Here is a 22909-nt window from a genome sequence, read left to right as displayed (position 1 = left end):
CCCGGCACAGTACGCTTGTCTGTCGTGACCGCTGCCGATTACGCCGAACAGCTCAAGGAACTCGACGCGACCCTGCGAAACATCGAGGCCGTCCTCAACCTCGACCGGCTCCACGAGGACAAGGCCCGCCTGGAGCAGGAGGCCTCCGCTCCCGACCTGTGGGACGACCAGGCCAAGGCCCAGCAGGTGACCTCGCAGCTGTCGTACGTCAACGGCGAGATCAGCAAGCTGGGCAGCCTGCGCTCCGGCCTCGACGACGCCCAGGTTCTGCTGGAGCTGGCCGAGGCCGAGGCCGACCCGGGTGTGCTGACCGAGGTCGAGTCGGAGATCACCGGGCTGACCAAGGCCATCCAGGAGATGGAGGTCCGCACCCTGCTCTCCGGCGAGTACGACTCGCGGGAGGCGCTGGTCGCCATCCGGGCCGGCGCCGGTGGCGTGGACGCCGCGGACTTTGCCGAGATGCTGCTGCGGATGTACCTGCGCTGGGCGGAGCGGCACGGCTACCCGACCGAGGTCTACGAGACCTCGTACGCCGAGGAGGCGGGCCTGAAGTCGGCCACCTTCGCGGTCAAGGTGCCCTACGCGTACGGCACGCTGAGCGTCGAGTCGGGCACGCACCGGCTGGTCCGGATCAGCCCGTTCGACAACCAGGGTCGTCGGCAGACAAGCTTCGCGGGCGTCGAGGTTCTGCCGGTCACCGAGCAGACCGACCACATCGACATCCCGGAGAACGAGGTTCGGGTGGACGTCTACCGCTCCTCCGGGCCGGGTGGGCAGAGCGTCAACACCACCGACTCGGCGGTGCGCCTGACGCACATCCCGACCGGCATCGTGGTGACCTGCCAGAACGAGAAGTCCCAGTTGCAGAACAAGGCCTCAGCGCTGCGGGTGCTCCAGGCCCGACTGCTGGAGCGCAAGCGCCAGGAGGAGCAGGCCAAGCTCGAAGGGCTCAAGGAGAACGCGGCCGGCTCGTGGGGCGACCAGATGCGCTCCTACGTCCTGCACCCGTATCAGATGGTGAAGGATCTCCGAACCGAGCATGAGACCGGCAATCCGAGCGCGGTCTTCGACGGCGAGTTGGACGGTTTCATCGAGGCGGGCATCCGTTGGCGCAAGCAGCGGCAGATCGCTGGCGACGGTGCGTGACGGTGCGCGGGCGGAGCGCGTCGTCGATCTCCAGGTAGAAGCCTGATTCGACGACTCGTGCCGGATCGGCGGGGCGTGGGGCTTGGCTCAGTTGTTACACCGCGTAGACTCACCACCCGTGATTCAGCTTGAGCAAGTGACGAAGACGTACCCGAAGGCGTCCCGGCCTTCGCTCGACAACGTGTCCGTCTCGATCGAGAAGGGCGAGTTCGTCTTCTTCATCGGTCCATCCGGCTCCGGCAAGTCCACGATCATCAAAATGCTGCTGCACGAGGTGGCCCCCAACAAGGGGCGCGTCGTCGTCAACGGCAAGGACGTCACGTCGATGCGCTCCTGGAAGCGACCCCACTTCCGGCGCTCGATCGGCTGCGTCTTCCAGGACTTCCGGCTGCTGCCCAACCGCACCGCCTACGAGAACGTGGCGTTCGCCCTCGAGGTGATCGGCAAGACGAAGGCGGTTGCCCGCCGGGTCGTGCCGGAGGTGCTGGAGCTGGTCGGGCTCGGTGGCAAGGAGCACCGCTACCCGCACGAGCTCTCCGGTGGTGAGCAGCAGCGGGTCGCCGTCGCCCGGGCGTTCGTGAACCGTCCGCTGATCCTGCTGGCGGACGAGCCCACCGGAAACCTGGACCCGGACACCTCGATTGAGATCATGCGCCTGCTGGACCGGATCAACCGCACCGGCACGACCGTCGTGATGGTCACCCACGACTCCAACATCGTGAACCAGATGCGCCGCCGCGTCGTTGAGATTGAGAGCGGTCGCATCGTGCGTGACCAGGCCCGCGGCGTCTACGGGTGAGCCGGCGCTCCACCCCTGCGCAGCCTGACGACGAACACCTCATGCCGGAGACCCGGAGGAAATCCCGATGCGCGTGAAATACGTCCTGTCCGAGGTACTGGTCGGACTGTGGCGCAACGTGACCATGTCCATCGCGATGATCATCACGATGGCGGTCTCGCTGACCATGCTCGGCGCCAGCGGTCTCATGTACCGCCAGGTCGACGACATGAAGGACCTCTACTACAAGAACATCCAGGTCTCGATCTTCATGGAGCAGGAGGTGAGCGAGCAGCAGCGCACCGACCTGCAGACCAAACTCGACAGCGACCCCCTGGTCAAGGAGGTCATCTACGTCGACAAGGCCCAGGCGTACGAGCGCTTCAAGTCGATGTACCAGGACGCGCCGGACCTGGTCAACGCGGTCAAGCCCGACCAGCTGCCCGAGTCGTTCCGGCTCACACTGAACAACCCGGAGCAGTACAAGAGCGTCTACGACCAGTACAAGGACACTGAGGGTGTCGAGGAGATCGTCGACCAGAGTCGACTGCTCGACAAGATCTTCAACATCCTCACCGCGATCCAGAACATCGCCCTGGCCGCCGCCATCGTGATGGCGGTCGCCGCCCTGCTGCTGGTCGCGAACACCATTCAGGTGGCCGCGTACAGCAAGCGGCGTGAGGTTGCGGTCATGAAGCTGGTCGGCGCGTCCAACTGGTTCATCCAGGCGCCGTTCGTGCTGGAGGCCGTGGTGGCCGGCCTGATCGGTTCACTGCTCGGTCTGGTGGCCCTGGTCGCGGCGAAGTATCTGCTCTTCGACGGGTCGTTGAGCGCGTTGCAGGGCCTGCTCTCGCCGATCACCTGGGGCGACATCCTGTTCATCTTCCCGCTGATGGCTGGCGTCGGTGGTCTGGTCAGCGCGGGCACCGCCTGGATCACCCTGCGCTTCTACCTGCGGGTCTAGGCGCCGTACGGGTCGTCCCGTCGTCTCCCGAGGACCCTCCCGCAGCCGGAAATAAACGGCGCGGGAGGGTCCTTGTCATTCAGGTAGCATGATCGGTTGTCCGGCCGGGGCGAGCCCGGCCGCGGACGCCAGGAGAGGGGGTGGCACCGATGCCACGGGAAAAGGGGCGCAAGGTGGTCGCCTCCAACAAGAAGGCGCGTCACGACTACGCCATCTTCGACACGTACGAGGCGGGCATGGCGCTGACCGGCACCGAGGTCAAGTCGCTGCGGGCCGGGCGAGCGTCACTTGTCGACGCCTTCGCGCAGGAACGTGACGGCGAGTTGTTCCTGCACGCGATGCACATCCCGGAGTACACCCAGGGCACCTGGACCAACCATGAGCCCCGGCGTACCCGCAAGCTGCTGCTCAACCGGGGCGAGATCGACAAGCTCCTCGGCAAGACCCGTGAGGGCGGTTTCACCGTCGTCCCGTTGCAGGTCTACTTCTCGGACGGCTGGGCCAAGGTCGAGATCGCCCTGGCCAAGGGCAAGAAGTCGTACGACAAGCGTCAGGACCTCGCCAAGCGGGACGCGGACCGGGAGATCGCCCGGGTGTCCGGTCGGCGCGGCAAGGGCATGGACGACTAGTTAATCCCGTTTGTCCGGGTCGGCGTGCCGGCCCGGGGCTCGGGATGAAAGCTGTTGCGGCAGGCGTTAGTCTTGTCAGTGCCGCCACATCGGCGGCCTGTCGAGGGGGTGACTGGTTTCGACTTCGTACGCAGCGACAGGGGAAGCGAGCCGAGGAAGCCGACGTCGTCTCGAGAATCGGTCGTCGGAAACTTATAAGCGCCAAGCAAAATCGCGCTGACTTCGCTCTCGCCGCCTGAGGCGAGTAGCTAAGTCTGTCGGCCTGGGAACGCCTTCGTCCCAGTAGCCGGCATCAGCTAGGAGGCTGGCCAATCGGACCCGGTCGCGGGGTCCGTGCGGCGAGATTAATCAGCGACTGGGCCCGTCACACCAACTTGCTCGCGTGAGCGGTGGGGCCGAGTAGAGGCACAGCGAGCTGCGCTCGGAGAAGCCCTGACAAACCGGCGAAGGACCCGGGTTCGATTCCCGGCACCTCCACCACCTCGAACGAAGCGCCCCGGCCCACCAGCCGGGGCGCTTCGTTGTTCGCGGGGTCTTACGCTGCCCCCTGTGACCAACCAGGAGCTGCGCCTGTCGGTCGGCCCGTCGCCCGGCCGGCGCGTCGTGGCGGTGGTGTTCGGCGTCCTGCTCACCGCCGTCGGCGCGGCGTTCGTGGCACTGCCCCTCGTCGCCGACGGGCTGTTGCGCCGACTGACCGGCCCGGGTGACGCGTTCGCCTCCTATGAGGAGGCCCGCGACCTGCCACCGGGGCTGCTGCCGCCCGGGCTACGCGACTCCGCCGACCCGAACCAGTCCGGTCCCAGCCCGTTCGTCGGCCTGTGTGGCCTGCCCTTCGTCCTGCTCGGCCTCTACCTGGTGCTGCGGGTGCTCCGCACGGCCGCCTGGCTGGAGGGCAGCCTGGTGCGGGTACGCGGCGCGCTGCGCACCCGCACCGTCGACCTCGTCACCGCCCGGATCGAGTCCGGCGCGGTGTCGTACCGCGAGGCGGGCGACGACGGTCCGGCCGGCGAACCGCAGGTGCGGGCCATTCTCGCGACCGACCCGGGGAGTGCCCGGAGGGTCACGATCCCGCTGCGCGGCATGGGGCTGCCCGTCCTGCCGCCGTCCGAGCTGCGGGCGCTGGCCGAGGCGATCACGACGGGTCGACCGGGCGACGAGCGGGCCGGCGACGCGCGCGCCGTGGCCGAGCACCTGCGCCGGCTGGCAGAGCGCCCGTCGACCGACTGAGGCTGCCGTCCGTCCCAGGAGGCTCGTGCGGCCCTGGGGGCCTTCACCAGGGTGGCTGGTGGGGTCAGTGGGTTCAACGGGGCAGATGAGACGGTTCAGGGCCCTGGACAGAGCGGGCCGGGCAGCCTCACCATCGCGGTATGGGGTAGCAGCGCCGCCGCGCGGGAGGTGCCAATGGTCACCGGTCCGGTCCAGCAGCCGTCAGTCGTCGCCCGAGGGCGCGTCGCGCATCCGGCGGGGCTCCCCGCCGATCCACATTCCATCGGTCTACCCGGCGCGCCGCGTCCGGCCGGCCTCGCCGGCGACGTGCACGCCCTCGGCCGGGCCGTCGCCGTCGCCAGCACCGAGCCGCGCTGGCGCGAAGAGGTTCTCCTTCGGCTGCGTCCGGTGCGCCGGGGCTTCGCCGAGCACGTCCGGGCCACCGAGGGCCCCACCGGCCTCTACCGGGAGTTGCTCACCCAGTCGCCGCGACTGGACCACGGGGTGCGGCTGCTGACCCGGGAGCACGTGGCGATCGTCGCCGCGATCCTGGCGGTCCAGCAGATCGCCGAGCGGCCCGAGGCGCACCCCGATGAGCTGCGACACCGGGCCGGGCACCTGCTGCGGCGGTTGGCCCGGCATCGGCGGCGCGGCGCCGACCTGCTGTGGGAGGCGTACCAGACGGATCTGGGTGGCGAGACCTGAGCCCGGTCGGGAACCGGCCGGTCGGCGGAGGCGTCGAACCGTACATGAATCGGCCTGCCCTGCTGCTCGTACTCCCGTTGCTGCTCGTGACGGGCTGTGCCGCGACCGACTCCGGTCCGGCCGGCGGCCCGCCCAGCCCGACGCACGGGACGGAGGCGTTCGACCAGCGGGCCGTTCAGGTCGCCGAGGCGTGGCGGCCCGGCCCCGACTGGCGTACGGGCTACGTGCCGTTGGAGGGGCCGACAGTGCTCACCGGTGACCCGGGCTTCACCCCCGAGACCGAGACGGCGTTCCGGGCCGGGTGGTACCGCGCGCAGGTCGGAATACCGCCCACCCGGGTCGGCGGCGAGATCCAGTTCCCGGACGGACGGTTGAGGCTGCCGTTGGTCAGCGCCGCCGAGGCGTACCGGCAGCTCGACCAGGGTGACCCACTGCCCTGCCCGGGGCGGCCGAAGCAGCCCGGTCGGCCCACCCCCGGCGGCCCCACGGTCGAACCGGGGCCCGACGGGTGGGCCACGAGCACCACCCAGACCGCCTGTCTCCCGCTCACCGTCACCGCTGTCACGTTCGGCGCCGTGCCGGTGCGTACGAGCCGGGGGGTGGCACAGGTCCCGGCCTGGCTGTTCACCATCAAGGAGCTGGCCACCCCGGTGGTCCGGCTCGCCGTCGCGCCGACGGCGGTCACCCCCGTCCCCGAGCCGACCACGCCGGCCCGGCCGCTGCCGGACGGGTTGGTGGCGGCCCAGAACCTGGCCGCCGTCGACGACGCCCGGCTGACAGTGCGCCTCGGCGTCGGCGCGTGCGACACCGGGATCACGCCCTTGGTGTGGGAACGGCCGGACGTCGTGGTGGTCGGTGGCGGCGTCACCCGGGCCACCGGCGAATGTATCGACCTGCTGAAACTGGAGCCGGTCACCGTAACCCTCGCGGCGCCGCTGGGCAGCCGGCCGGTGCTGGACGTCTTCACCGGTGCCCCGCTGGCGATCGCACCGCGCTGACCCGGCTCAGAGGATGCTGGGCACGTCGGTGCTGATCGGCACCGGCAACACAGTGGGCCGGTCGGCGCGCAGCCCGGCGGAGAGCGCCGCGCCGAGCTGATCGGGGGTCTCCACCACCTGCGTGGCACAGCCGTAGCCGGCCGCGATCGCGACGACGTCCAACCCCGGCAGGTCCAGGCCGGGCACCCCGGGAGTGTGCTTCAGCTCGGCGAACGCCTTGAGGATCGCGTACTGCTGGTTGACCGGGACGACGACCACCACCGGCAGTGCCAGGCGCGCGGCCGTCCAGAGCGCCTGCACCGAATAGTGGAAGGAGCCGTCGCCGATCACCGCCACCACCGGGCGGCCGCGCCCGGTGTCCCGCTCGGCCAGTGCGATGCCGACCGCCGCCGGCAGGCCGTAGCCGAGGCCGCCGCTGGCCATCGTGAAGTACGACGCCGGGCGGGTGATCCGTAGCTGACGACGCAGCGCGGACAGATTGGACGGTGACTCCTGGACCAGCACGCCGTCGGTCGGCCAGTGTGCGGCCAGCGCGGCGAACAGGGCGTCGGCGCTCAGCGGGGTGCCGACCTCCGGCGGTGGCAGTGCGTCCCGTCGCGTCGGTGCCGGTCGGCCGCTCGGCGGCACCCCTTCGACCAGCGCGGCCAGGGCCAGCCCCGGGTCGCTGAGCAGACTGTCACCGACCGGCGCTCGCGCGGCCTCGTCGGGGTCGTCGGTGATGTGCAGCAGTCGGGCGCCGTCGGGCAGGTGCCCGCCCGGCACGTACGGGTAGTAGCGGAACACCGGGGCGCCGACGACCAGCACCGTGTCGTGCCCGCGCAGCGCCTCGGCGAGCGGACCGATCGCGTACGGCAGCACGCCGCGAAAGTGCGGGTGGTCCTCGGGGAACACCGCCCGCTCGGTGGCGGGAGCCGACCAGACCGGCGCGGCGAGCCGCTCCGCCAGCGCGACAGCGGTCGACCAACTCGCGGAGCGGTCCACCCCCGGCCCGTACACGAGGGCCGGGTTGCGGCTGCCGGCCAGCACCCGGACGAACTCCTCCAACCGCTGGGGGTCCGGCGCGAACCGGGTGGCCACCGTTCGCGGCGCGGGCGGCGGGTCGGCTGGCTGGGCCCAGTCGTCCATCGGCAGGGAGAGGAAGACCGGCCCGGCCGGTGGCTGCACCGCAGTCGCGTACGCCCGCAGCATCGCCGCGGGGATGTCCTGCGCGCGGGCCGGCTCGTAGGCCCACTTCACGTAGGGCTGCGGAAGCTCGGTGGGTCGGCGGCTGGCCAGCCGGGGTTCCAGGAGCAGCATCTCCCGGGTCTGCTGGCCGGCGGTGACGATCAGCGGGGTCTTGTTGTGCCAGGCGGTGACCAGGTTGCCCATGCCGTTGCCGGTGCCCGGGGCGGTGTGCAGGTTGACGTGGGCGGGCACTCCGCTGGCCTGGGCGTAGCCGTCGGCCATCGCGACGGCCGTCGCCTCGTGCAGCGCGTGGACGTAGTGGAAGTCGGCGGGGAAGTCCTGGAGGAACGGCTCCTCGGTGGAGCCGGGGTTGCCGAAGACAGTGGTCATGCCGAGGGTGCGGAGCACGTCGTACGTCGCGTCCCGGACAGTTGCCATCGCCACCCGCCTCCGTCTCGCGGGCAGGGGCAACCGCGTTCGCCCTCCCGATCAGCCGAATCTATCGGGATGTGACGGACGTTTCGGGCGTTTCTCGGCCGCCGGTGGTCCCGATCGGTCGATCACCGGGAGGTCCGCCGTCGGGTGCCTCGGCCCTTCGTCTTAACTGTCCGATCACCCGCCGGTCAGACCTTAGCCAGCACCCAGCACGCAGGCTATGGTGCCAGGCATGGCGTTGACAGGGCGGCTGAACCCGATGCGGTGGGCGGATCCGGTCGATGACCGGTGCCCGGCGCGGGCTCACGGTTGACGGGTGTGTGGCATGCAGGGAGAGGGCCAGGCGATCGGCGGACGAGCGATGGAGTCGATGACCGGGCGGCTGCTGGTCGCGACTCCGGCGCTCAAGGACCCGAACTTCGACCGTACGGTCGTGCTGCTGGTCGCCCACGAGCCGGGCGGCGCGCTCGGTGTGGTGCTGAACCGGGCCACCGAGGTGCCGGTGGCCGAGGTGCTCGGTGACTGGAGTGACCTGGCCCGCCACCCGGCGGTGCTCTTCGAGGGTGGCCCGGTGCAGCCCGACTCGGCCATCTGCCTCGCCCGGATGCGGCACCCCATGCGCCGGGTGAAGGGCTTCCACCAGGTTTCCGGGGCGGTCGGCACTATCGACCTCTCGGTCGACCCGGAGCGGCTGCGGGAGAGCATCGGCGGCATCCGGGTCTTCGCCGGCTACTCCGGCTGGGGCAGCGGCCAGTTGGAGCAGGAGATCGCCGACGGGTCCTGGTTCGTGCTGGACGGGCTCCCCGGGGACGCGTTCGTCGACCGGCCCGACGACCTGTGGCCGATGGTGCTGCGCCGGCAGGGCGGGATGATGGCCGCCGTCGCGCACTTCCCGCCGGACGTGGCGCTCAACTGACCCGGCCGGCGGGGGACCCCGCGAGATGACCATGCGGGCCGGTCTGTGTATAGTTTCCCAGTGCCCGGGCGACCGGGACGACAGCAAGGGGCCGTGGCGCAGCTGGTAGCGCACCACACTGGCAGTGTGGGGGTCAGGGGTTCGAGTCCCCTCGGCTCCACCCTTGAGAAACGCCCTGGTCGGGACAATCCGACCAGGGCGTTTTGCTGCGCCGTCGAAGCCGCGGCTACCGAACGATCGGTGACCACTCCCGCTGGCTGGCGATCGTCACTCCGGGGGTGCGGTAATAGGGGTCCTCGGCGACGACAGCGGCGAACGCATCGGCGTCCGGGACGTCGAAGATCAGCAGTGCTCCGGAGTCGTCGGCGAACGGCCCGGCCATGACCAGACGGCCCTCCTGGCGCAGGGCCTGGAGACGCTCCCGGTGCGCCGGTCGGGCGGCGAGCCGGTCGGGTTCGTCGCCGAAGGACAGCTCCAAGATGAACACCGGTTCCTCCTCATCGGGGCGATCTTTCGAAGCACCCTAGTCGATCCGCCGGACTGCCCCAGCACACGCAAAACGCCCCGACCGGATGACCCGGTCAGGGCGTTGGCGATTGGATGTCCGGTCAGGGCTGAGTCAGCCCTGACGGCTCTTCCACTGCGGGTTGGCGCGATTCACCACGACTACCCGGCCGCGACGGCGGACCACCACCGAACCCGGCTTCTGCTTCAGTGCACGCAACGAGCTACGTACCTTCATGTCTGCCTCCTCGGTGCAAGCGGTTCCGAGTATCGAAACGCCACACCCACCCGCAGGATTCCCGGCCGGTCAGCGTCGAACCTTTGCCGTCTCCCGGCCGTACCAGTGGGCGGAGGTCATCCTCATGCCCGTACGCCGGCTTCTCGCCACGGTGCTGGTCGCTGCCGCGACAGTGCCCCTGGCCGCCACGCCCGCCGCCGCCCACGGCGCCCCGACCGACCCGATCAGTCGCGCGGCGGCCTGTGGCCCCGAGGGCCGGTACGCGGCCACCAGCGCCTGCCGGGCGGCGGTCAAGGCCGGCGCGGCGGTCCGCGAATGGGACAACGTGCGAGTTTCCACGATCAACGGGCGAGATCGGGAACGGATTCCGGACGGTGAGCTGTGCAGCGGCGGACTGTCCGCGTACCGGGGACTGGACCTGCCCCGTACCGACTGGCCCAGCACCACGCTGACCACCGGCGCGACGTTCACCTTCCGGTACCGGACCACCATCGAGCACCGGGGCACCTTCCGGCTCTACGTCACCACGCCGGCCTACGACCCCCGTAAGAAGCTGACCTGGGCGGATCTGGAGTCGCGCCCGTTTCTGACGCTGACCGACCCGCCGGTGCGGGCCGGGGCGTACCAGTTGGCGGGCCGGCTGCCGGCGGGCCGCAGCGGGCGACACCTGATCTACACGATCTGGCAGAACTCCAACACGCCGGACACCTACTACTCCTGCTCGGACGTGGTGTTCCGTGGTGCCAAGGCCACCGGTGCCAAGGCCACCGGCACCCCGGCGAAGGCCGGCGCGACGAAGAGCGCGGCGGCTGCTCCGCGTGCCGCAGCGAGTGGGCCGGCCGTCACCGAGACGGCGGTGGCGGCGGCGGCCGACCCGGGCGTGCCGGTGGCGTCGGTGACCAACCTCGGCGGCCGGTGGCCGGTGCTGGCCGGCGCCGCCGCCGTGCTGGTCCTGGCGCTGCTGCTGATCGGTGCCGGACGGCGACGTCGCAGCGCCGCCGCACCGGTGGGCCGGCAGTGCGAGGTGCGCAACCACCGGGCCGGGCGGCGCCGGATCTGGTGATCCGACCCGCCCGGGGACCCGACGGGGTTCAGCCCAGGTGGCGCTCGATCTCGGTCAACTCGTCGGCCGTGAAGTCGAGGTTGTCCAGCGCGGCGATGTTCGTCTCCAACTGCTCGACGCTGCTCGCCCCGATGATCAGGCTGGTCATCCGCGGGTCACGCAGCGCCCAGGCCAACGCGAGCTGAGCGAGGGACTGGCCGCGCCGCTCGGCGACCGCGCCGAGCCCACGGATGGTGGCCATCTTCTCCTCGCTGAGGTCGCTCTCGTTGAGGAAGACGCTGGTGCGAACCCGCGAGTCGGCCGGAATGCCGCCCAGGTAACGGTCGGTCAGCAGGCCCTGGGCCAGCGGGCTGTACGCGATGCAGCCCGCACCGACCTGCTCCAGCGTGTCGAGCAGGCCGTCGGACTCGGTCCAGCGGTTGAGCATCGAGTACGACAGCTGGTTGATCAGCAGCGGCGTACCCAGCTCACGCAGGATCGCGGCGGCGCGCGTGGTCTGCTCCGAGTTGTAGTTCGAGATGCCGACGTAGAGCGCCTTGCCGGAGCGGACGATGGCGTCGAGCGCCCCCATCGTCTCCTCAAGGGGGGTGTCCGGGTCGAACCGGTGCGAGTAGAAGATGTCGACGTAGTCCAGCCCCATCCGGCCCAGCGACTGGTCCAGCGACGAGATCAGGTTCTTGCGCGAGCCCCACTCACCGTACGGGCCGGGCCACATCAGGTACCCGGCCTTGCTGGAGATGACCAACTCGTCCCGGTACGGCTTCAGGTCGGTGGCGAGCATCCGGCCGAAGTTCTCCTCCGCCGAACCGGGCGGCGGGCCGTAGTTGTTGGCCAGGTCGAAGTGGGTGACACCCAGGTCGAAGGCGCGGCGGACGATGTCGCGCTGCCGTTCGAACGGGCGGTCCGGACCGAAGTTGTGCCACAGCCCGAGCGAGACGGCAGGCAGCCGCAGGCCACTGCGTCCGCTGCGCCGGTAGGTCATGGTGTCGTAGCGGTCATCCGCGGCGAGGTAAGTCACGATCATGAGCCTAGCTCCGGCCCAGCGTGGTGCGGATCGGGCGTGGAAACCGGGACATCGGGGTAGTTTCGACGCCATGCGTTTCATTGCGCTCGACACCCCCAAACCGCTGTCCAAGATCGGGTTGGGCACCTGGCAGTTCGGCTCCCGGGAATGGGGGTACGGCCCGGACTTCGAGCGGCAGGCGGCGCAGATCGTCCGGCGGGCCGTCGAGCTGGGCGTGACGGTCTTCGACAGCGCGGAGATCTACGGCTTCGGGCGCAGCGAACGCATCCTCGGCGCGGCCCTCGGCGACGACCGGCCGAAGGTCGTGATCGCCAGCAAGATCCTGCCGGTCCTGCCGGTGGCCGCCGTGGTGCAGCAGCGGGCGGTCGCCTCGGCGGCCCGGCTCGGCGTCACCAGCATCGACCTCTACCAGGTGCACCAGCCCAACCCACTGGTCGCCGACCACACCACGATGCGCGGCATGCGGACCCTGCAGGACGTCGGGCTGGTCGGCGAGGTCGGCGTGAGCAACTACGGGCTGCGCCGCTGGCAGGTCGCCGAAGCGGCACTCGGCCGGCGGGTGCTCAGCAACCAGGTCCGCTACAGCATGCTGGACCGCGCACCCGAGCAGGACCTGCTGCCGTACGCGCGGCAGGCCGGTCGGGTGGTCATCGCGTACAGCCCGCTGGCGCAGGGCTTCCTCTCCGGCCGCTACGACGCCAAGAACCCGCCGACCGGCGCGGTCCGGCGCGCCAACCCGTACTTCCTGCCGGAGAACCTGGAGCGCGGCGCGGCCCTGATCGACACAGTGCGCCAGGTCGCCGACGCCCACGACGCCACCCCCAGCCAGATCGCGCTGGCCTACCTGCTGCGCCACCCGAACGTGCTCGCCATCCCCGGGGCGTCCGGGGTCGAGCAGATGGAACGCAACGCCGCCGCCGCCGACATCGACCTCGCCGACGACGAGTACGCGGCGCTGGCCGAGGCGGCGAAACGCTTCCGCCCGATCACCGGACTCGCCGCGATGCCGGCGATGCTGCGTGCCCGGTTCGGCAAACCAACCGGAAAGTGAGCACAGTGGACGACATCACCGCGCTGATCCTGGACGACCACGCCGCCTTCCGGCGTGGCTTCGCCCGCCTCGACGACGCCCGAGACGAGCAGGAGATGCTCGCCATCTGGGACGCCCTCGCCCTGCACCTGGACATCCACGCCGAGGCGGAAGAGGCGATCCTCTACCCGCACCTGGTCAAGCACGGCGACGACGGCGAGGACGAGACCGCCGACGCGATCGGCGACCACAACAAGATCCGTGACGCCATCGCCGAGGCGAAACTGCACCCGGTCGGCTCGGATCAGTGGTGGGAGGCGGTCGGCAACGCCCGCCGGGAGAACAGCGAACACCTCGCCGAAGAGGAGGACGAGGCGCTGCCCGACTTCCGCCGGCACGCCAGCACCGAACTCCGCGCCGAGCTGGGCCAACGCTGGCTGACCTTCTACGGCGAGCACAAGAACGGCCGCAACCTCCCGTTCCGCGACAAGGACCCGCAGCAGTACGTCGCCGACCACCGCTGAGATCTCCCCGGCACGGGGGAGTCGCCGAGACCCGTCCGGGCCGCAGAATGACGAGGTGAACCCCCGAGCGGCGCTGGCCCCGCTGGTCGCCGGCACCACCTGGCGACGCGGCGTGTTCCTGCTGCTCGGCGGCGTGCTGGCGCTGCCGTACGGGCTGCTCGCGGTGACCTTCGCCCAACTGCTCGCCGACTCGGCGATCCCGCGCCCACTGGTCTACGCCCTGCTGGTCATCGCCGTACTGATCGCCGTGGTCCCGTTGCTGCTGGACGGCAGCCGGGCCCTGGAGATCGCCGCCGTCCGGGCGCTGCTCGGTGTCGACCTGCCCGAACCCGCGCCCGGACACCACGGCGACCGGGATACCCGGCTGCGCAGCGCGCTCTGGATCGCCACCCACCTCATCATCGGGGCGCTGGTGATGATCGCGCTGTTCAGCGCCCTGCCGATGGCGCTGGCGTTCATCGCCCAGCAGTTCGGCGTCGGCACCGAGCTGACCAGCCGGGAACAGTTCGGGCCATTGGACGGGCAGGACAGCGGCTGGCTGACAGTGACCGGGGTGCTCCTGCTGGTCGGCCTCGGCTACGCCGTCGCCGGGCTCGGCGCGCTCGCCGGATCCATGGCACCCGTGCTGCTCGGCCCGGCCCAGGCGGAGCGGATCGCCGCCCTCGAAGCACGAGCCGCCCGGCTCGCCGAACGCAACCGGCTGGCCCGGGAACTGCACGACTCGGTCGGCCACGCGCTGACAGTGGCCACCCTCCAGGCCGGAGCCGCCCGCGAGGTCCTCGACACCGACCCCGAATTCGTCCGACGAGCGCTCACCGCCATCGAGGACGTCGGACGGACCGCGATGGACGACCTCGACCACGTACTCGGGCTGCTTCGGGAGAACGGACGCGACCGGCCAGTGGTGGCGCCGCAGCGTACCCTCGCCGACCTGGACCGGTTGGTCACCGACGCCCGCGCGGCCGGCCTGACCGTGCACGCGCAACGCGCCGGCGACCCGGCCCGGGTGCCCGCTGTGGTCTCCCGGGAGGGTTACCGAATCGTCCAGGAAGGACTGACCAACGCGGCCAGGCACGGCCACGGGCCGGTGACGGTACGCCTGGACCTGCACAGCGACGCGCTGGAGTTGGAGCTGGTCAACGCGGTGCGCCACCCCGACCGGGCCCAGCGGGGGCGGGGCGGTCGAGGACTGGACGGCATGCGGGAGCGGGTGCTGCTGCTCGGCGGCCGGCTCACAGTGGGCCCCGACGGCGACCGGTGGCTGATCCGGGCCCGCCTGCCGTACGAGGAGACGACATGACCACCGGAGTGCTGATCGTCGACGACGACGAGCTGATCCGGGTGGGGCTGCGAGCCATCATCGACGCCCAACCCGACCTGCACGTGCTCGCCGAGGCCGCCGACGGCGCCGAGGTGCCGCCGCTGGTCGCCCGGCACCGGCCCGACGTGGTGCTGATGGACGTGCGGATGCCCGGCATCGACGGCATCCAGGCCACCCGGCACCTGCTGGCCACCTCCGCCGACCCGCCCCGGGTGCTGGTGGTCACCACCTTCGCCAACGACGAGTACGTCTACGAGGCGCTGCGCGCCGGCGCCTCGGGGTTCCTGCTCAAACGGGCCCGACCCGCCGAGGTGGTGGAGGCGGTCCGGGTGGTCGCGGCCGGTGAGTCACTGCTCTTCCCGGCCGCGATCCGCCAACTGGTCGGCGCGTACGGGCCGACGGGTGGCGACCGGTTGACCGCCGCCCGGCTCACCGAACGCGAGGCCGAGGTGCTGCGGTTGATGACCACCGGCCGGTCCAACCCGGAGATCGCCGCGCACCTCGTGGTCGGGGTGGAGACGGTCAAGACGCACGTCGGCAACGTGCTGGCCAAGCTGGGCGTCCGCGACCGTACGCAGGCGGTCATCGCCGCGTACGAGTCCGGCTTCGTCACCCCGTCGGGCTGATCGGTCCCTCCGCCGGGGGAGTGGGTTCACCGCTAGCCGGGAGGGAATCCGGCGGCCGACCGTCGAGGCTGAGAGCATGACAACGATCACTGCTTCCCCACCCCGTACCGACTCCCGCTGGCCGGACCGGCTGGCCCCACTGGCCGCCGGTTGGCTCGGCCTGTGGGGCGTGCTCGCCCTGATCGGCACCCTCACCGGCGCCGGCTACCCGTTCGGCCCGAACGACCCCCAGGGCGGCGACGTCAGCCTGCTCCGCCTGGTGCCGGTGGAGGTGGCCACCCCGCTCCTCGCCGGCGTGCTCCTCACCGCCGCGGTGGCGGCCCTGGCGATGAGCCGCCCGGCGGCGCGCCCACCAGGCCCGCTGCGGGCGCTGCTCGCCGGCTACGGCTGGGCGGTCGCGTTCGTGCTCGTCCTGGTCGTGCCGGACGTCCGGGTGCTGGTCGTCCTCGGCTACCTGCCGATACTGATCGTCGGGGCGCCGTTCGGGTGGCCGCCGGTCGACTACGCCGACATCTTCAACTGGGCGCTGTTCGGCCGGTTCGCGGCGCTGGCCGGCGGGCTGCTGCTGGTCGGGGCGGTGCTCGCCTGGCAGCGCCGTACCGCCGGGGCCTGCGTCGGCTGCGGCCGCGCCGACACCGGCCAGCGGTGGACCACCCCGGCCGCCGCCAGCCGCTGGGGCCGGTGGGCAGTGGGCATCGCCGCGGCCATCCCGTTCACGTACGCGTTGACCCGGTTCGCCTGGGCGGCCGGCATCCCGCTCGGCATCTCCCGGAAGTTCCTCACCGAGATGCAGGACACCGGGCTGGTCTGGGCCGGGTTCGGGCTGGCCGCCTTCGCCACCGCCGGCGCGATCCTCACCCTCGGCCTGGTGCAACGTTGGGGCGAGCGGTTCCCGCGCTGGATGCTCGGCCTCGCCGGCCGTCGGGTGCCGGTGAAGCTGGCCGTGGTGCCGGCCACCCTGGTCGCCATCTCCGTGACCGCGGCCTCGCTGGGGCTGCTCAGCAACCCGAAGTTCTGGGAACTCACCGGCGGGCTCAGCATCACCGGGGCGCCGATGATGCTCTGGCCGGTGTGGGGCGTGGCGCTCGGCACTGCAACCTACGCGTACCACCTGCGCCGCCGCGGCACCTGCCGGCGTTGCGACCGGGGCTGAGGGTGGTGGCCAGGGGTGCCCCCGATGCCCGGGGCACCCCTGCGAATGTGAGCTAGCGTGGGTCGGGTGACTGCGCCTACCCCGGTAATCCCGGTTCCACCGGCCGACCTGCCCGGCACGCTCGGCGCGCTACGGGCGGCCGGTCACCAGTACCGCACCGTCAAGCAGGAACTCCGCGACAACCTCCTCGCCCGGATGCGCTCCGGCGAGACCCGATTCCCCGGCATCGTCGGCTACGACGACAGCGTGCTGCCCGAGGTCGAGCGGGCCCTGCTCGCCGGGCACGACATGGTGCTGCTCGGCGAGCGCGGCCAGGGCAAGACCCGGCTGATCCGCTCACTGGGCGCGTTGCTCGACGAGTGGACCCCCGTTCTGCCCGGCTCGGTGCTCAACGAGCACCCGATGCACCCGCTCACCCCGGCGTCCCGCGCCCAGGTCGCCGAGGCCGGTGACGACCTGCCGATCGGCTGGCTGCACCGCTCGATGCGGTACGGCGAGAAGTTGGCCACCCCGGACACCAGCGTCGGCGACCTGATCGGCGACGTCGACCCGATCCGCATCGCCCAGGGTCGTACCCTCGGTGACCCGGAGACCATCCACTTCGGGTTGGTGCCGCGCACCAACCGGGGCATCTTCGCCGTCAACGAGCTGCCCGACCTGGCCGAGCGGATCCAGGTGGCGCTGCTCAACGTGCTGGAGGAGCGGGACATCCAGGTTCGCGGCTACCAGCTGCGCCTGCCGCTGGACCTGCTCCTGGTGGCCAGCGCCAACCCGGAGGACTACACCAACCGCGGCCGGATCATCACCCCCCTCAAGGACCGGTTCGGCGCGGAGATCCGCACCCACTACCCGGTCGACCTGGAGTTGGAGCTGGCGCTGATCCGCCAGGAGGCCGACCTGGTCGCCGAGGTGCCGGAGCACGTGCTGGAGGTGCTGGCCCGTTTCGCCCGCGCCGTCCGGGAGTCGCCGTCGGTGGACCCGCGCTCCGGTGTCTCCGCCCGGTTCGCCATCGCCGCCGCCGAGACGGTCGCCGGTGCCGCGCTGCGTCGCGCCGGTCTGCTCGCCGCCTCCGACACCCCGGACGGACGCCCCGAGGCCGCCGTTGCCCGCGTCGGCGACGCGGTGTCGGTGACCAGCACGCTGCGCGGCAAGGTCGAGTTCGAGAGCGGCGAGGAGGGCCGGGAGATCGAGATCCTCGCGCACCTGCTGCGTACCGCGACCGCCGAGACGTTCCGGGCCCACCTGGCCGGGCTGGACCTGTCCGGGTTCACCGCCCTGGTCGAGGACGGCGCCGCGATCGAGACCGGCGAGTTGGTCAGCGCCACCGAGCTGCTACGCCAGGTCGGCACCGTACCCGGGTTGGCGAAGGTCCTGGACCGGCTCGACCTGGGCGACGCGCCCACTTCCGAGGAGGCCGCTGCCGCCGTCGAGTTCGTGCTGGAAGGGCTGCACCTGACCCGCCGGCTCGGCAAGGACGTCACCGACTCGGGGCGCACCGTCTACGGCGGCCGGGGCTGACAGTGGCCGGCAACCGGTTCCGTTACGGGCAGTGGAACGGCGGGCCCGACCCGCTCGCACCCCCGTACGACGTGCGTGAGGCGGTGGACGCGGTCGGTGCCGAGGTGCTGGCCGGCGGCAGCCTGCGGGAGGCGCTGCGTGACCTGCTGCGCCGTGGCCCGCAGGGACGGGGTGGCCTGGACGACCTGGCCGCCCGGGCTCGGCGGCTGCGCCGGGAGGCGCTGCGCAGGGGCGACCTGGACGGGGCGGTGACCCGGGCCCAGGCCCTGCTCGACCAGGCGCTCGCCGCCGAGCGGGACGAGCTGCGGGGTCGCGACGACGACGCCGCGCGGTTCGCCGAGGCGGTGCTGGACAATCTGCCGCGCTCGACGGCGCGGGCCGTGGAGGAGCTGTCCGGCTACCAGTGGGCCAGCGACGACGCCCGCCGCTCGTACCAGCAGATCCTCGACCAACTCCGCGACGACGTGCTCGGCCAGCGCTTCGCCGGGCTGCGCGACGCGGTGCGCGCCTCCGCCGACCCGGCCGCCCAGCAGCGGCTCGCCGAGATGATGGGCGACCTGAACGACCTGCTCGCCCGGCACGGTCGCGCGGAGGACACCACCGACGCGTTCGCCGAGTTCATGCGCCGACATGGCGACTTCTTCCCGGAGAAGCCGGAGAACGTCGACGAGTTGATCGACGTGCTGGCCCGCCGGGCGGCGGCCGGTGAGCGGCTGATGAACTCGCTCTCCGAGCGGCAGCGCGCCGAGCTGGCCGGCCTCATGCAGCAGTCGCTCGGCGACCGCCTCGCGGGGGAGTTGTCAGCGCTCGACGCGAACCTGCGGGCGCTGCGACCCGATCTGCGCTGGGGGCGAGGTGAGCGGGTCCGCGGCGACCAGCCGCTGGACTACGCCGACGCGGCCGGCGCGCTGGGTGAGATCGGCGACCTGGACGACCTGCTGGACCAGCTCGACCAGGAACACCCGGGGGCGACCCTCGACGACGTGGACGTCGACGCGGTGGCGCGCACGCTGGGCCGGGACGCGGCCGACGACGTTCGCCGGCTGCGCGATCTGGAGCGGGAACTGCGCCACCAGGGTTGGGTCAGCCGGGACGCGGAGGGGCTCACGCTGAGCCCGAAGGCGCTGCGCCGGCTCGGCGGGACCGCCCTGCGGCAGGTTTTCGCGGAGCTGACCGCCGGGCCGCGCGGCCAGCACGATTTGCGCTCGGCCGGTGCGGCGGGCGAGGTCAGCGGCGCGTCCAGGCCCTGGCAGTACGGCGATGAGCAACCGTTGGACGTGGTCCGGACGTTGACCCGGGCGGTCAGTCGGGCCGGGCCGACGGTCCCGGTGCAGCTCTCGGTGGACGACTTCGAGGTGGTGGAGACCGAGAGGCGTGCCTCGGCCGCTGTGGTGCTCTGCGTCGACCTGTCGTACTCGATGATCTCTCAGGGTCGTTGGGGGCCGATGAAGCAGACGGCGCTGGCGCTGGCACACCTGATGGAGACGCGTTTCCCGCAGGACGCCCTGCAGATCGTGGGCTTCGGCCGGGAGGCGATGACGCTCACCCAGCAGGAGTTGGCGGCCGTGGAGCCGGACATGGAGCAGGGCACCAACCTCCAGCACGCGCTGCGGTTGGCGGGCCGGCACCTGCGCCGGCACCCGGACGCCGAGCCGATCGTCCTGGTGGTCACCGACGGCGAGCCGACCGCGCACCTGGACCCGGACGACGGGGAGGCGCTGTTCCACTGGCCGCCGCTTCCGGAGACGATCGAGGCGACGGTCCGCGAGGTGGACCGGTTGAGCCGCTACGGCGCCACGCTCAACCTGTTCATGCTCGGCGACGACCCGGGCCTGCGGCGCTTCGTCGACGCGGTGGCCCGCCGCAGCCGGGGCCGCATGTTCACGCCGGACACCGACGACCTGGGCGAGTACGTGGTCAGCGACTACCTCCGCTCCCGCCAATCCCGCCGCTAACTCCCGCCGTGGCGGGTTGACTGGGGGGATGGAGAGCGGGGGATTGCGGCGGGCCTACGGTGCCCTGTTCGCGGAGGTCGACGCAGGCGGGTTCGGTCCGGCTCCGGAGGGGCAGCTCAGTGCCGAGCAGATCGTCGCGCATCTGGTCGCCAACGACGAGCTGATGATCCAGGCCACCGAGGCGTTGCTGGCCGGGTCGCCGTTCGCCTACTACGAGCTGGCGGAGGACATGCACCGCCCGCAGCTCGACGCGCTCGCCGCCGAGCAGGGTGGTCTGCGTGGCCTGACCGCCCTGCTGCACGGCACCAGCGACCGGTTGTGCGGGCTGGTCGACCAGCTCGGCCTGGCAGCGGAGACCCCGGTCGAGACGCACCTCCGCGAGGGCTTCGACCTCGTCGTCGACGAGCCACTGCCCTGGTCCCGCACCCTGGACCTGCACACCCGGGTGCACCTGCCGAAGCACCAGTCCCAGTTACACCTGCTCCGCCCGTAAGCCGACCCCCCTGAGCCCCAGCCCCAGCCCTCGCCCCAGCCCCAGCCCTCGTCGATCTTGCACTTCCTGTCCCGACAAAATGGACCTAAGTTACTTTTCGGCAACCCAAAGTGCAAGATCGACGAGAGCGATGACTTGGGCGGGGCGGGGGGGTCAGGTTTTGATCGGCTCGGGGCGGGGGTGGAAGGTTCGGCGGTAGGTGGACGGGGCCACGCCGATGCGTTGGTGGAGTTGCTGGCGTAGGGCGGCTGTGGTGCCGAACCCGCAGCGGTGGGCGATCTGGTCGACGCTGAGGTCGGTCGTCTCCAGCAGCAGTCTCGCGTGGTCGGTGCGCTGTTGCAGCAGCCACTGGGCCGGGCTCAGGCCGGTCTCCGACCGGAAGCGTCGGGTGAAGGTGCGCACGCTCATCCGCGCCTGCTCGGCCAGGTCGCGCAGCGCGATCGGCTCGTGCAGCCGCTGCCGCGCCCACTCCCGGGCTCCCGCCGTGCTGGTGTCGGTCGCCTTCGGCACCGGCTGCTCGATGTACTGCGCCTGACCGCCGTCGCGCCACGGTGGCATCACACAGCGGCGGGCCGCCCGGTTGGCCACCTCGCTGCCGTGGTCGAGGCGAATGACGTGCAGGCAGAGGTCGATGCCGGCGGCGACTCCGGCCGAGGTGAGCACCCGGTCGTCGGCGATGAAGAGCACGCCCGGATCGAGGTCCACCCGGGCGTGCAGGCGGCGGAACCGCTCGGCGTACGCCCAGTGGGTGGTCGCCCGCCGCCCGTCGAGGAGCCCGGCGGCGGCGAGCACGAACGCTCCGGTGCAGATCGACATGATCCGGGCGACCCGCTCGTACGCCGCGCGCAGCGCCTCGGTCACCTCCGGCTCGACGATGCCCGCTGTCAACGCGGTGCCGTCGTGGATGCCCGGGACGATCACCGTTTCCGCAGTGTCGAGCAGCTCCAGACCATGGTCGGGGACCACCTGGAAGCCGGCGGTGCTGCGCACCGGCCGCCGGCCCGGGGTGCACACCCGGACGTCGTAGAAGGGCGTTCCGTCGGCGGCCCGGGCCGTGCTGAAGACCTGGGACGGGGTGCCGAGGTCCAGGCCAACCACCTGGTGCAGGGCGAGTACGGCGATCCGGTGCGGGCCAGCGCTCATGGCCCGATTATTGCGCATGATGGCTTTCCGGCCACTCGTCGAGGTGGGTGGCCCGGCTCAGACTTGTCCCCGTGACCAAGAACCGCCGTCTGCATCCCGCCTGGCTGGTCGCCGCCGTCGCCTTCGTGGCGCTGGTCGGCGCGGCCGGCTTCCGCGCCACCCCGTCGGTGCTGCTGCACCCGCTGCACGAGGAGTTCGGCTGGCCCCTGGCCACGATCTCCACGGCCGTCTCGGTCAACCTGCTGCTCTACGGGCTCACCGCGCCGTTCGCGGCAGCCCTGATGGACCGGTTCGGCATCCGCCGGGTGGTCTCGGTGGCGTTGCTGCTGGTCGCCGCGGGCAGCGGGTTGACGGTCTTCATGACCGCCAGCTGGCAGCTCCTGCTCTGCTGGGGTGTGCTGGTGGGACTGGGCACCGGCTCGATGGCGCTGGCGTTCGTGGCCACCGTCACCGGCCGTTGGTTCGTGCACCGACGGGGCCTGGTCACCGGAGTGCTGACCGCCGGCGGGGCGGCAGGACAACTGGTGTTCCTGCCACTGATCGCCATCCTGGTACGCGACCACGGCTGGCGTAGCGCCGCACTCGTGGTGGCCGTGGCGGCGCTGGCGGTCGTACCCCTGGTGGTGTGGCTGCTGCGCGAGCACCCGGCGGATCTCGGCCTGCCCGCCTACGGGGCGACCGAGGTCGTCGCGGCGCCGCCGGCGACCGGCGGCGCGGCGACCCGGGCGCTCGGCGCGCTGGCCACCGCGGCCCGGACCCGACCGTTCTGGCTGCTGGCCGGAGGCTTCGCGATCTGCGGGGCGACCACAAACGGCCTGGTCGGTACGCACTTCGTGCCGGCCGCCCACGACCACGGCATGGCCCAGACCACAGCGGCCGGGTTGCTCGCCCTGGTGGGGCTCTTCGACATCGTCGGCACCATCGCCTCCGGCTGGCTCACCGACCGGGTGGACAGCCGGCTGCTGCTCGGCATGTACTACGCGCTGCGCGGGTTGTCCCTGCTGGTGCTGCCGAGCCTGTTCTCCGGCACCGCCGAGCCGAGCATGCTGGTGTTCATCGTCTTCTACGGCCTGGACTGGGTGGCCACCGTGCCGCCGACGGTGGCGCTGTGCCGGGAGTACTTCGGTGGCGCCGGAGCTGTGGTGTTCGGCTGGGTGTTCGCCGCGCACCAGCTCGGCGCGGCGGTCGCCGCGACCGGCGCGGGGCTGGTCCGGGACCGGCTGGGCGACTACGCGATGGCCTGGTACGTGGCGGGCGCGCTGTCGATCGGCGCCGCCGGGCTGTCGTTGCTGCTGCGCCGCCGACCGGGCCGAGGAGTGCCGGAGGCCGTGCTGGTCGCCGCTACCGCACCGCGGGCCTGGAGCTACCGGGGCTGA

23 protein-coding genes, 1 tRNA gene and 1 other RNA gene are annotated in these 22909 nt (G+C 71.6%); 20 read left to right on the top strand and 5 right to left on the bottom strand.

What is annotated here, in order from left to right:
- Positions 1-24 precede the first annotated feature (24 nt).
- The 8 genes from prfB to ABZ794_RS07800 all read left to right on the top strand — a co-directional run bounded on the left by prfB (position 25) and on the right by ABZ794_RS07800 (position 6426).
- Positions 25-1146 (top strand): peptide chain release factor 2, encoded by a 1122-nt coding sequence (gene prfB, locus ABZ794_RS07835; RefSeq protein WP_357514797.1) that lies wholly within the window; start codon positions 25-27, stop codon positions 1144-1146.
- Between the two features lie 118 nt (positions 1147-1264).
- The gene (gene ftsE, locus ABZ794_RS07830) at positions 1265-1945 is read left to right on the top strand and encodes a cell division ATP-binding protein FtsE (RefSeq protein ID WP_030331491.1); all 681 of its coding nucleotides are present in this window, start codon (positions 1265-1267) and stop codon (positions 1943-1945) included.
- 67 nt (positions 1946-2012) lie between these two features.
- Complete coding sequence (ftsX, locus tag ABZ794_RS07825; protein ID WP_210784516.1) at positions 2013-2888, top strand: permease-like cell division protein FtsX; 876 nt, start codon at positions 2013-2015, stop codon at positions 2886-2888.
- 149 nt (positions 2889-3037) lie between these two features.
- Positions 3038-3517 carry an SsrA-binding protein SmpB gene (gene smpB, locus ABZ794_RS07820; protein ID WP_210784517.1) on the top strand — a complete coding sequence of 160 codons (480 nt, stop codon included), beginning with the start codon at positions 3038-3040 and terminating at the stop codon, positions 3515-3517.
- A 104-nt stretch (positions 3518-3621) separates the two neighbouring features.
- Positions 3622-3997, top strand: a transfer-messenger RNA (tmRNA) gene (gene ssrA / locus ABZ794_RS07815).
- A gap of 69 nt (positions 3998-4066) precedes the next feature.
- Positions 4067-4744: a hypothetical protein gene (locus tag ABZ794_RS07810; RefSeq protein WP_357514793.1), complete on the top strand. Its 678-nt coding sequence runs from the start codon at positions 4067-4069 to the stop codon at positions 4742-4744.
- A 174-nt stretch (positions 4745-4918) separates the two neighbouring features.
- Positions 4919-5428: a hypothetical protein gene (locus ABZ794_RS07805; RefSeq protein WP_210784519.1), complete on the top strand. Its 510-nt coding sequence runs from the start codon at positions 4919-4921 to the stop codon at positions 5426-5428.
- 44 nt (positions 5429-5472) lie between these two features.
- A complete protein-coding gene (locus tag ABZ794_RS07800; protein WP_357514790.1) occupies positions 5473-6426 on the top strand; it encodes a hypothetical protein in 954 nt (317 codons plus the stop codon).
- A 6-nt stretch (positions 6427-6432) separates the two neighbouring features.
- Here the strand turns inward: ABZ794_RS07800 and mdlC are convergent, their stop codons facing one another.
- Positions 6433-8028: a benzoylformate decarboxylase gene (gene mdlC, locus ABZ794_RS07795; protein WP_210784521.1), complete on the bottom strand. Its 1596-nt coding sequence runs from the start codon at positions 8026-8028 to the stop codon at positions 6433-6435.
- 322 nt (positions 8029-8350) lie between these two features.
- Here mdlC and ABZ794_RS07790 point away from each other — a divergent pair, with 322 nt between their 5' ends.
- Positions 8351-8941, top strand: a complete 591-nt coding sequence (locus tag ABZ794_RS07790) for a YqgE/AlgH family protein (protein ID WP_112582369.1) — start codon at positions 8351-8353, stop codon at positions 8939-8941.
- 87 nt (positions 8942-9028) lie between these two features.
- A tRNA-Ala gene (locus ABZ794_RS07785) sits at positions 9029-9101 on the top strand.
- A gap of 66 nt (positions 9102-9167) precedes the next feature.
- Here ABZ794_RS07785 and ABZ794_RS07780 read toward each other — a convergent pair.
- Both ABZ794_RS07780 and ABZ794_RS07775 read right to left on the bottom strand, forming a co-directional pair.
- Entirely contained in the window at positions 9168-9428 is a 261-nt protein-coding gene (locus ABZ794_RS07780) for a YciI family protein (RefSeq protein WP_357514788.1), read from the bottom strand.
- A 132-nt stretch (positions 9429-9560) separates the two neighbouring features.
- A complete protein-coding gene (locus ABZ794_RS07775; RefSeq protein WP_030490864.1) occupies positions 9561-9683 on the bottom strand; it encodes a 50S ribosomal protein L36 in 123 nt (40 codons plus the stop codon).
- 124 nt (positions 9684-9807) lie between these two features.
- On the opposite strand from ABZ794_RS07775, the gene ABZ794_RS07770 reads away from it, so the two are divergent.
- On the top strand, positions 9808-10746 hold the full coding sequence (locus tag ABZ794_RS07770) for a lytic polysaccharide monooxygenase (protein WP_210784523.1): 939 nt from the start codon (positions 9808-9810) through the stop codon (positions 10744-10746).
- 28 nt (positions 10747-10774) lie between these two features.
- Here the strand turns inward: ABZ794_RS07770 and mgrA are convergent, their stop codons facing one another.
- Positions 10775-11770, bottom strand: coding sequence for an L-glyceraldehyde 3-phosphate reductase (mgrA, locus tag ABZ794_RS07765; protein WP_357514785.1), 996 nt, complete (start codon positions 11768-11770; stop codon positions 10775-10777).
- A gap of 70 nt (positions 11771-11840) precedes the next feature.
- Between mgrA and ABZ794_RS07760 the strand changes: the two genes are divergently transcribed.
- From ABZ794_RS07760 to ABZ794_RS07725, 8 genes are all read left to right on the top strand, one after another.
- Positions 11841-12821, top strand: a complete 981-nt coding sequence (locus ABZ794_RS07760) for an aldo/keto reductase (protein WP_357514783.1) — start codon at positions 11841-11843, stop codon at positions 12819-12821.
- On the top strand, positions 12818-13324 hold the full coding sequence (locus tag ABZ794_RS07755) for a hemerythrin domain-containing protein (RefSeq protein ID WP_238683507.1): 507 nt from the start codon (positions 12818-12820) through the stop codon (positions 13322-13324). The genes ABZ794_RS07760 and ABZ794_RS07755 overlap by 4 nt, the downstream gene beginning before the upstream one ends.
- Before the next feature lie 55 nt (positions 13325-13379).
- A complete protein-coding gene (locus ABZ794_RS07750; RefSeq protein WP_210784527.1) occupies positions 13380-14624 on the top strand; it encodes a histidine kinase in 1245 nt (414 codons plus the stop codon).
- Positions 14621-15271, top strand: coding sequence for a response regulator transcription factor (locus tag ABZ794_RS07745; RefSeq protein WP_210784528.1), 651 nt, complete (start codon positions 14621-14623; stop codon positions 15269-15271). Before ABZ794_RS07750 ends, ABZ794_RS07745 begins: the two co-directional genes overlap by 4 nt.
- Positions 15272-15347: 76 nt before the next feature.
- Complete coding sequence (locus tag ABZ794_RS07740; protein ID WP_357514780.1) at positions 15348-16424, top strand: hypothetical protein; 1077 nt, start codon at positions 15348-15350, stop codon at positions 16422-16424.
- 57 nt (positions 16425-16481) lie between these two features.
- Positions 16482-17942, top strand: a complete 1461-nt coding sequence (locus ABZ794_RS07735) for a sigma 54-interacting transcriptional regulator (protein WP_210784530.1) — start codon at positions 16482-16484, stop codon at positions 17940-17942.
- Positions 17943-17944: 2 nt separating this feature from the next.
- Positions 17945-19897: a VWA domain-containing protein gene (locus ABZ794_RS07730; protein ID WP_357514777.1), complete on the top strand. Its 1953-nt coding sequence runs from the start codon at positions 17945-17947 to the stop codon at positions 19895-19897.
- A 28-nt stretch (positions 19898-19925) separates the two neighbouring features.
- Positions 19926-20390, top strand: coding sequence for a hypothetical protein (locus tag ABZ794_RS07725; protein ID WP_238691114.1), 465 nt, complete (start codon positions 19926-19928; stop codon positions 20388-20390).
- Between the two features lie 153 nt (positions 20391-20543).
- On the opposite strand, the gene ABZ794_RS07720 is transcribed toward ABZ794_RS07725, so the two are convergent.
- A complete protein-coding gene (locus ABZ794_RS07720; protein ID WP_357514775.1) occupies positions 20544-21551 on the bottom strand; it encodes a helix-turn-helix domain-containing protein in 1008 nt (335 codons plus the stop codon).
- Positions 21552-21604: 53 nt separating this feature from the next.
- Here ABZ794_RS07720 and ABZ794_RS07715 point away from each other — a divergent pair, with 53 nt between their 5' ends.
- On the top strand, positions 21605-22909 hold the full coding sequence (locus ABZ794_RS07715) for an MFS transporter (RefSeq protein ID WP_357514773.1): 1305 nt from the start codon (positions 21605-21607) through the stop codon (positions 22907-22909).

Origin of the sequence: Micromonospora sp. NPDC047187 (assembly GCF_040643355.1) — a bacterium.
Lineage (GTDB): Bacteria > Actinomycetota > Actinomycetes > Mycobacteriales > Micromonosporaceae > Micromonospora > Micromonospora salmantinae.
The sequence above is the reverse complement of the archived record's forward strand: the minus strand, read 5'-3'. Positions and strand labels throughout refer to the sequence as shown.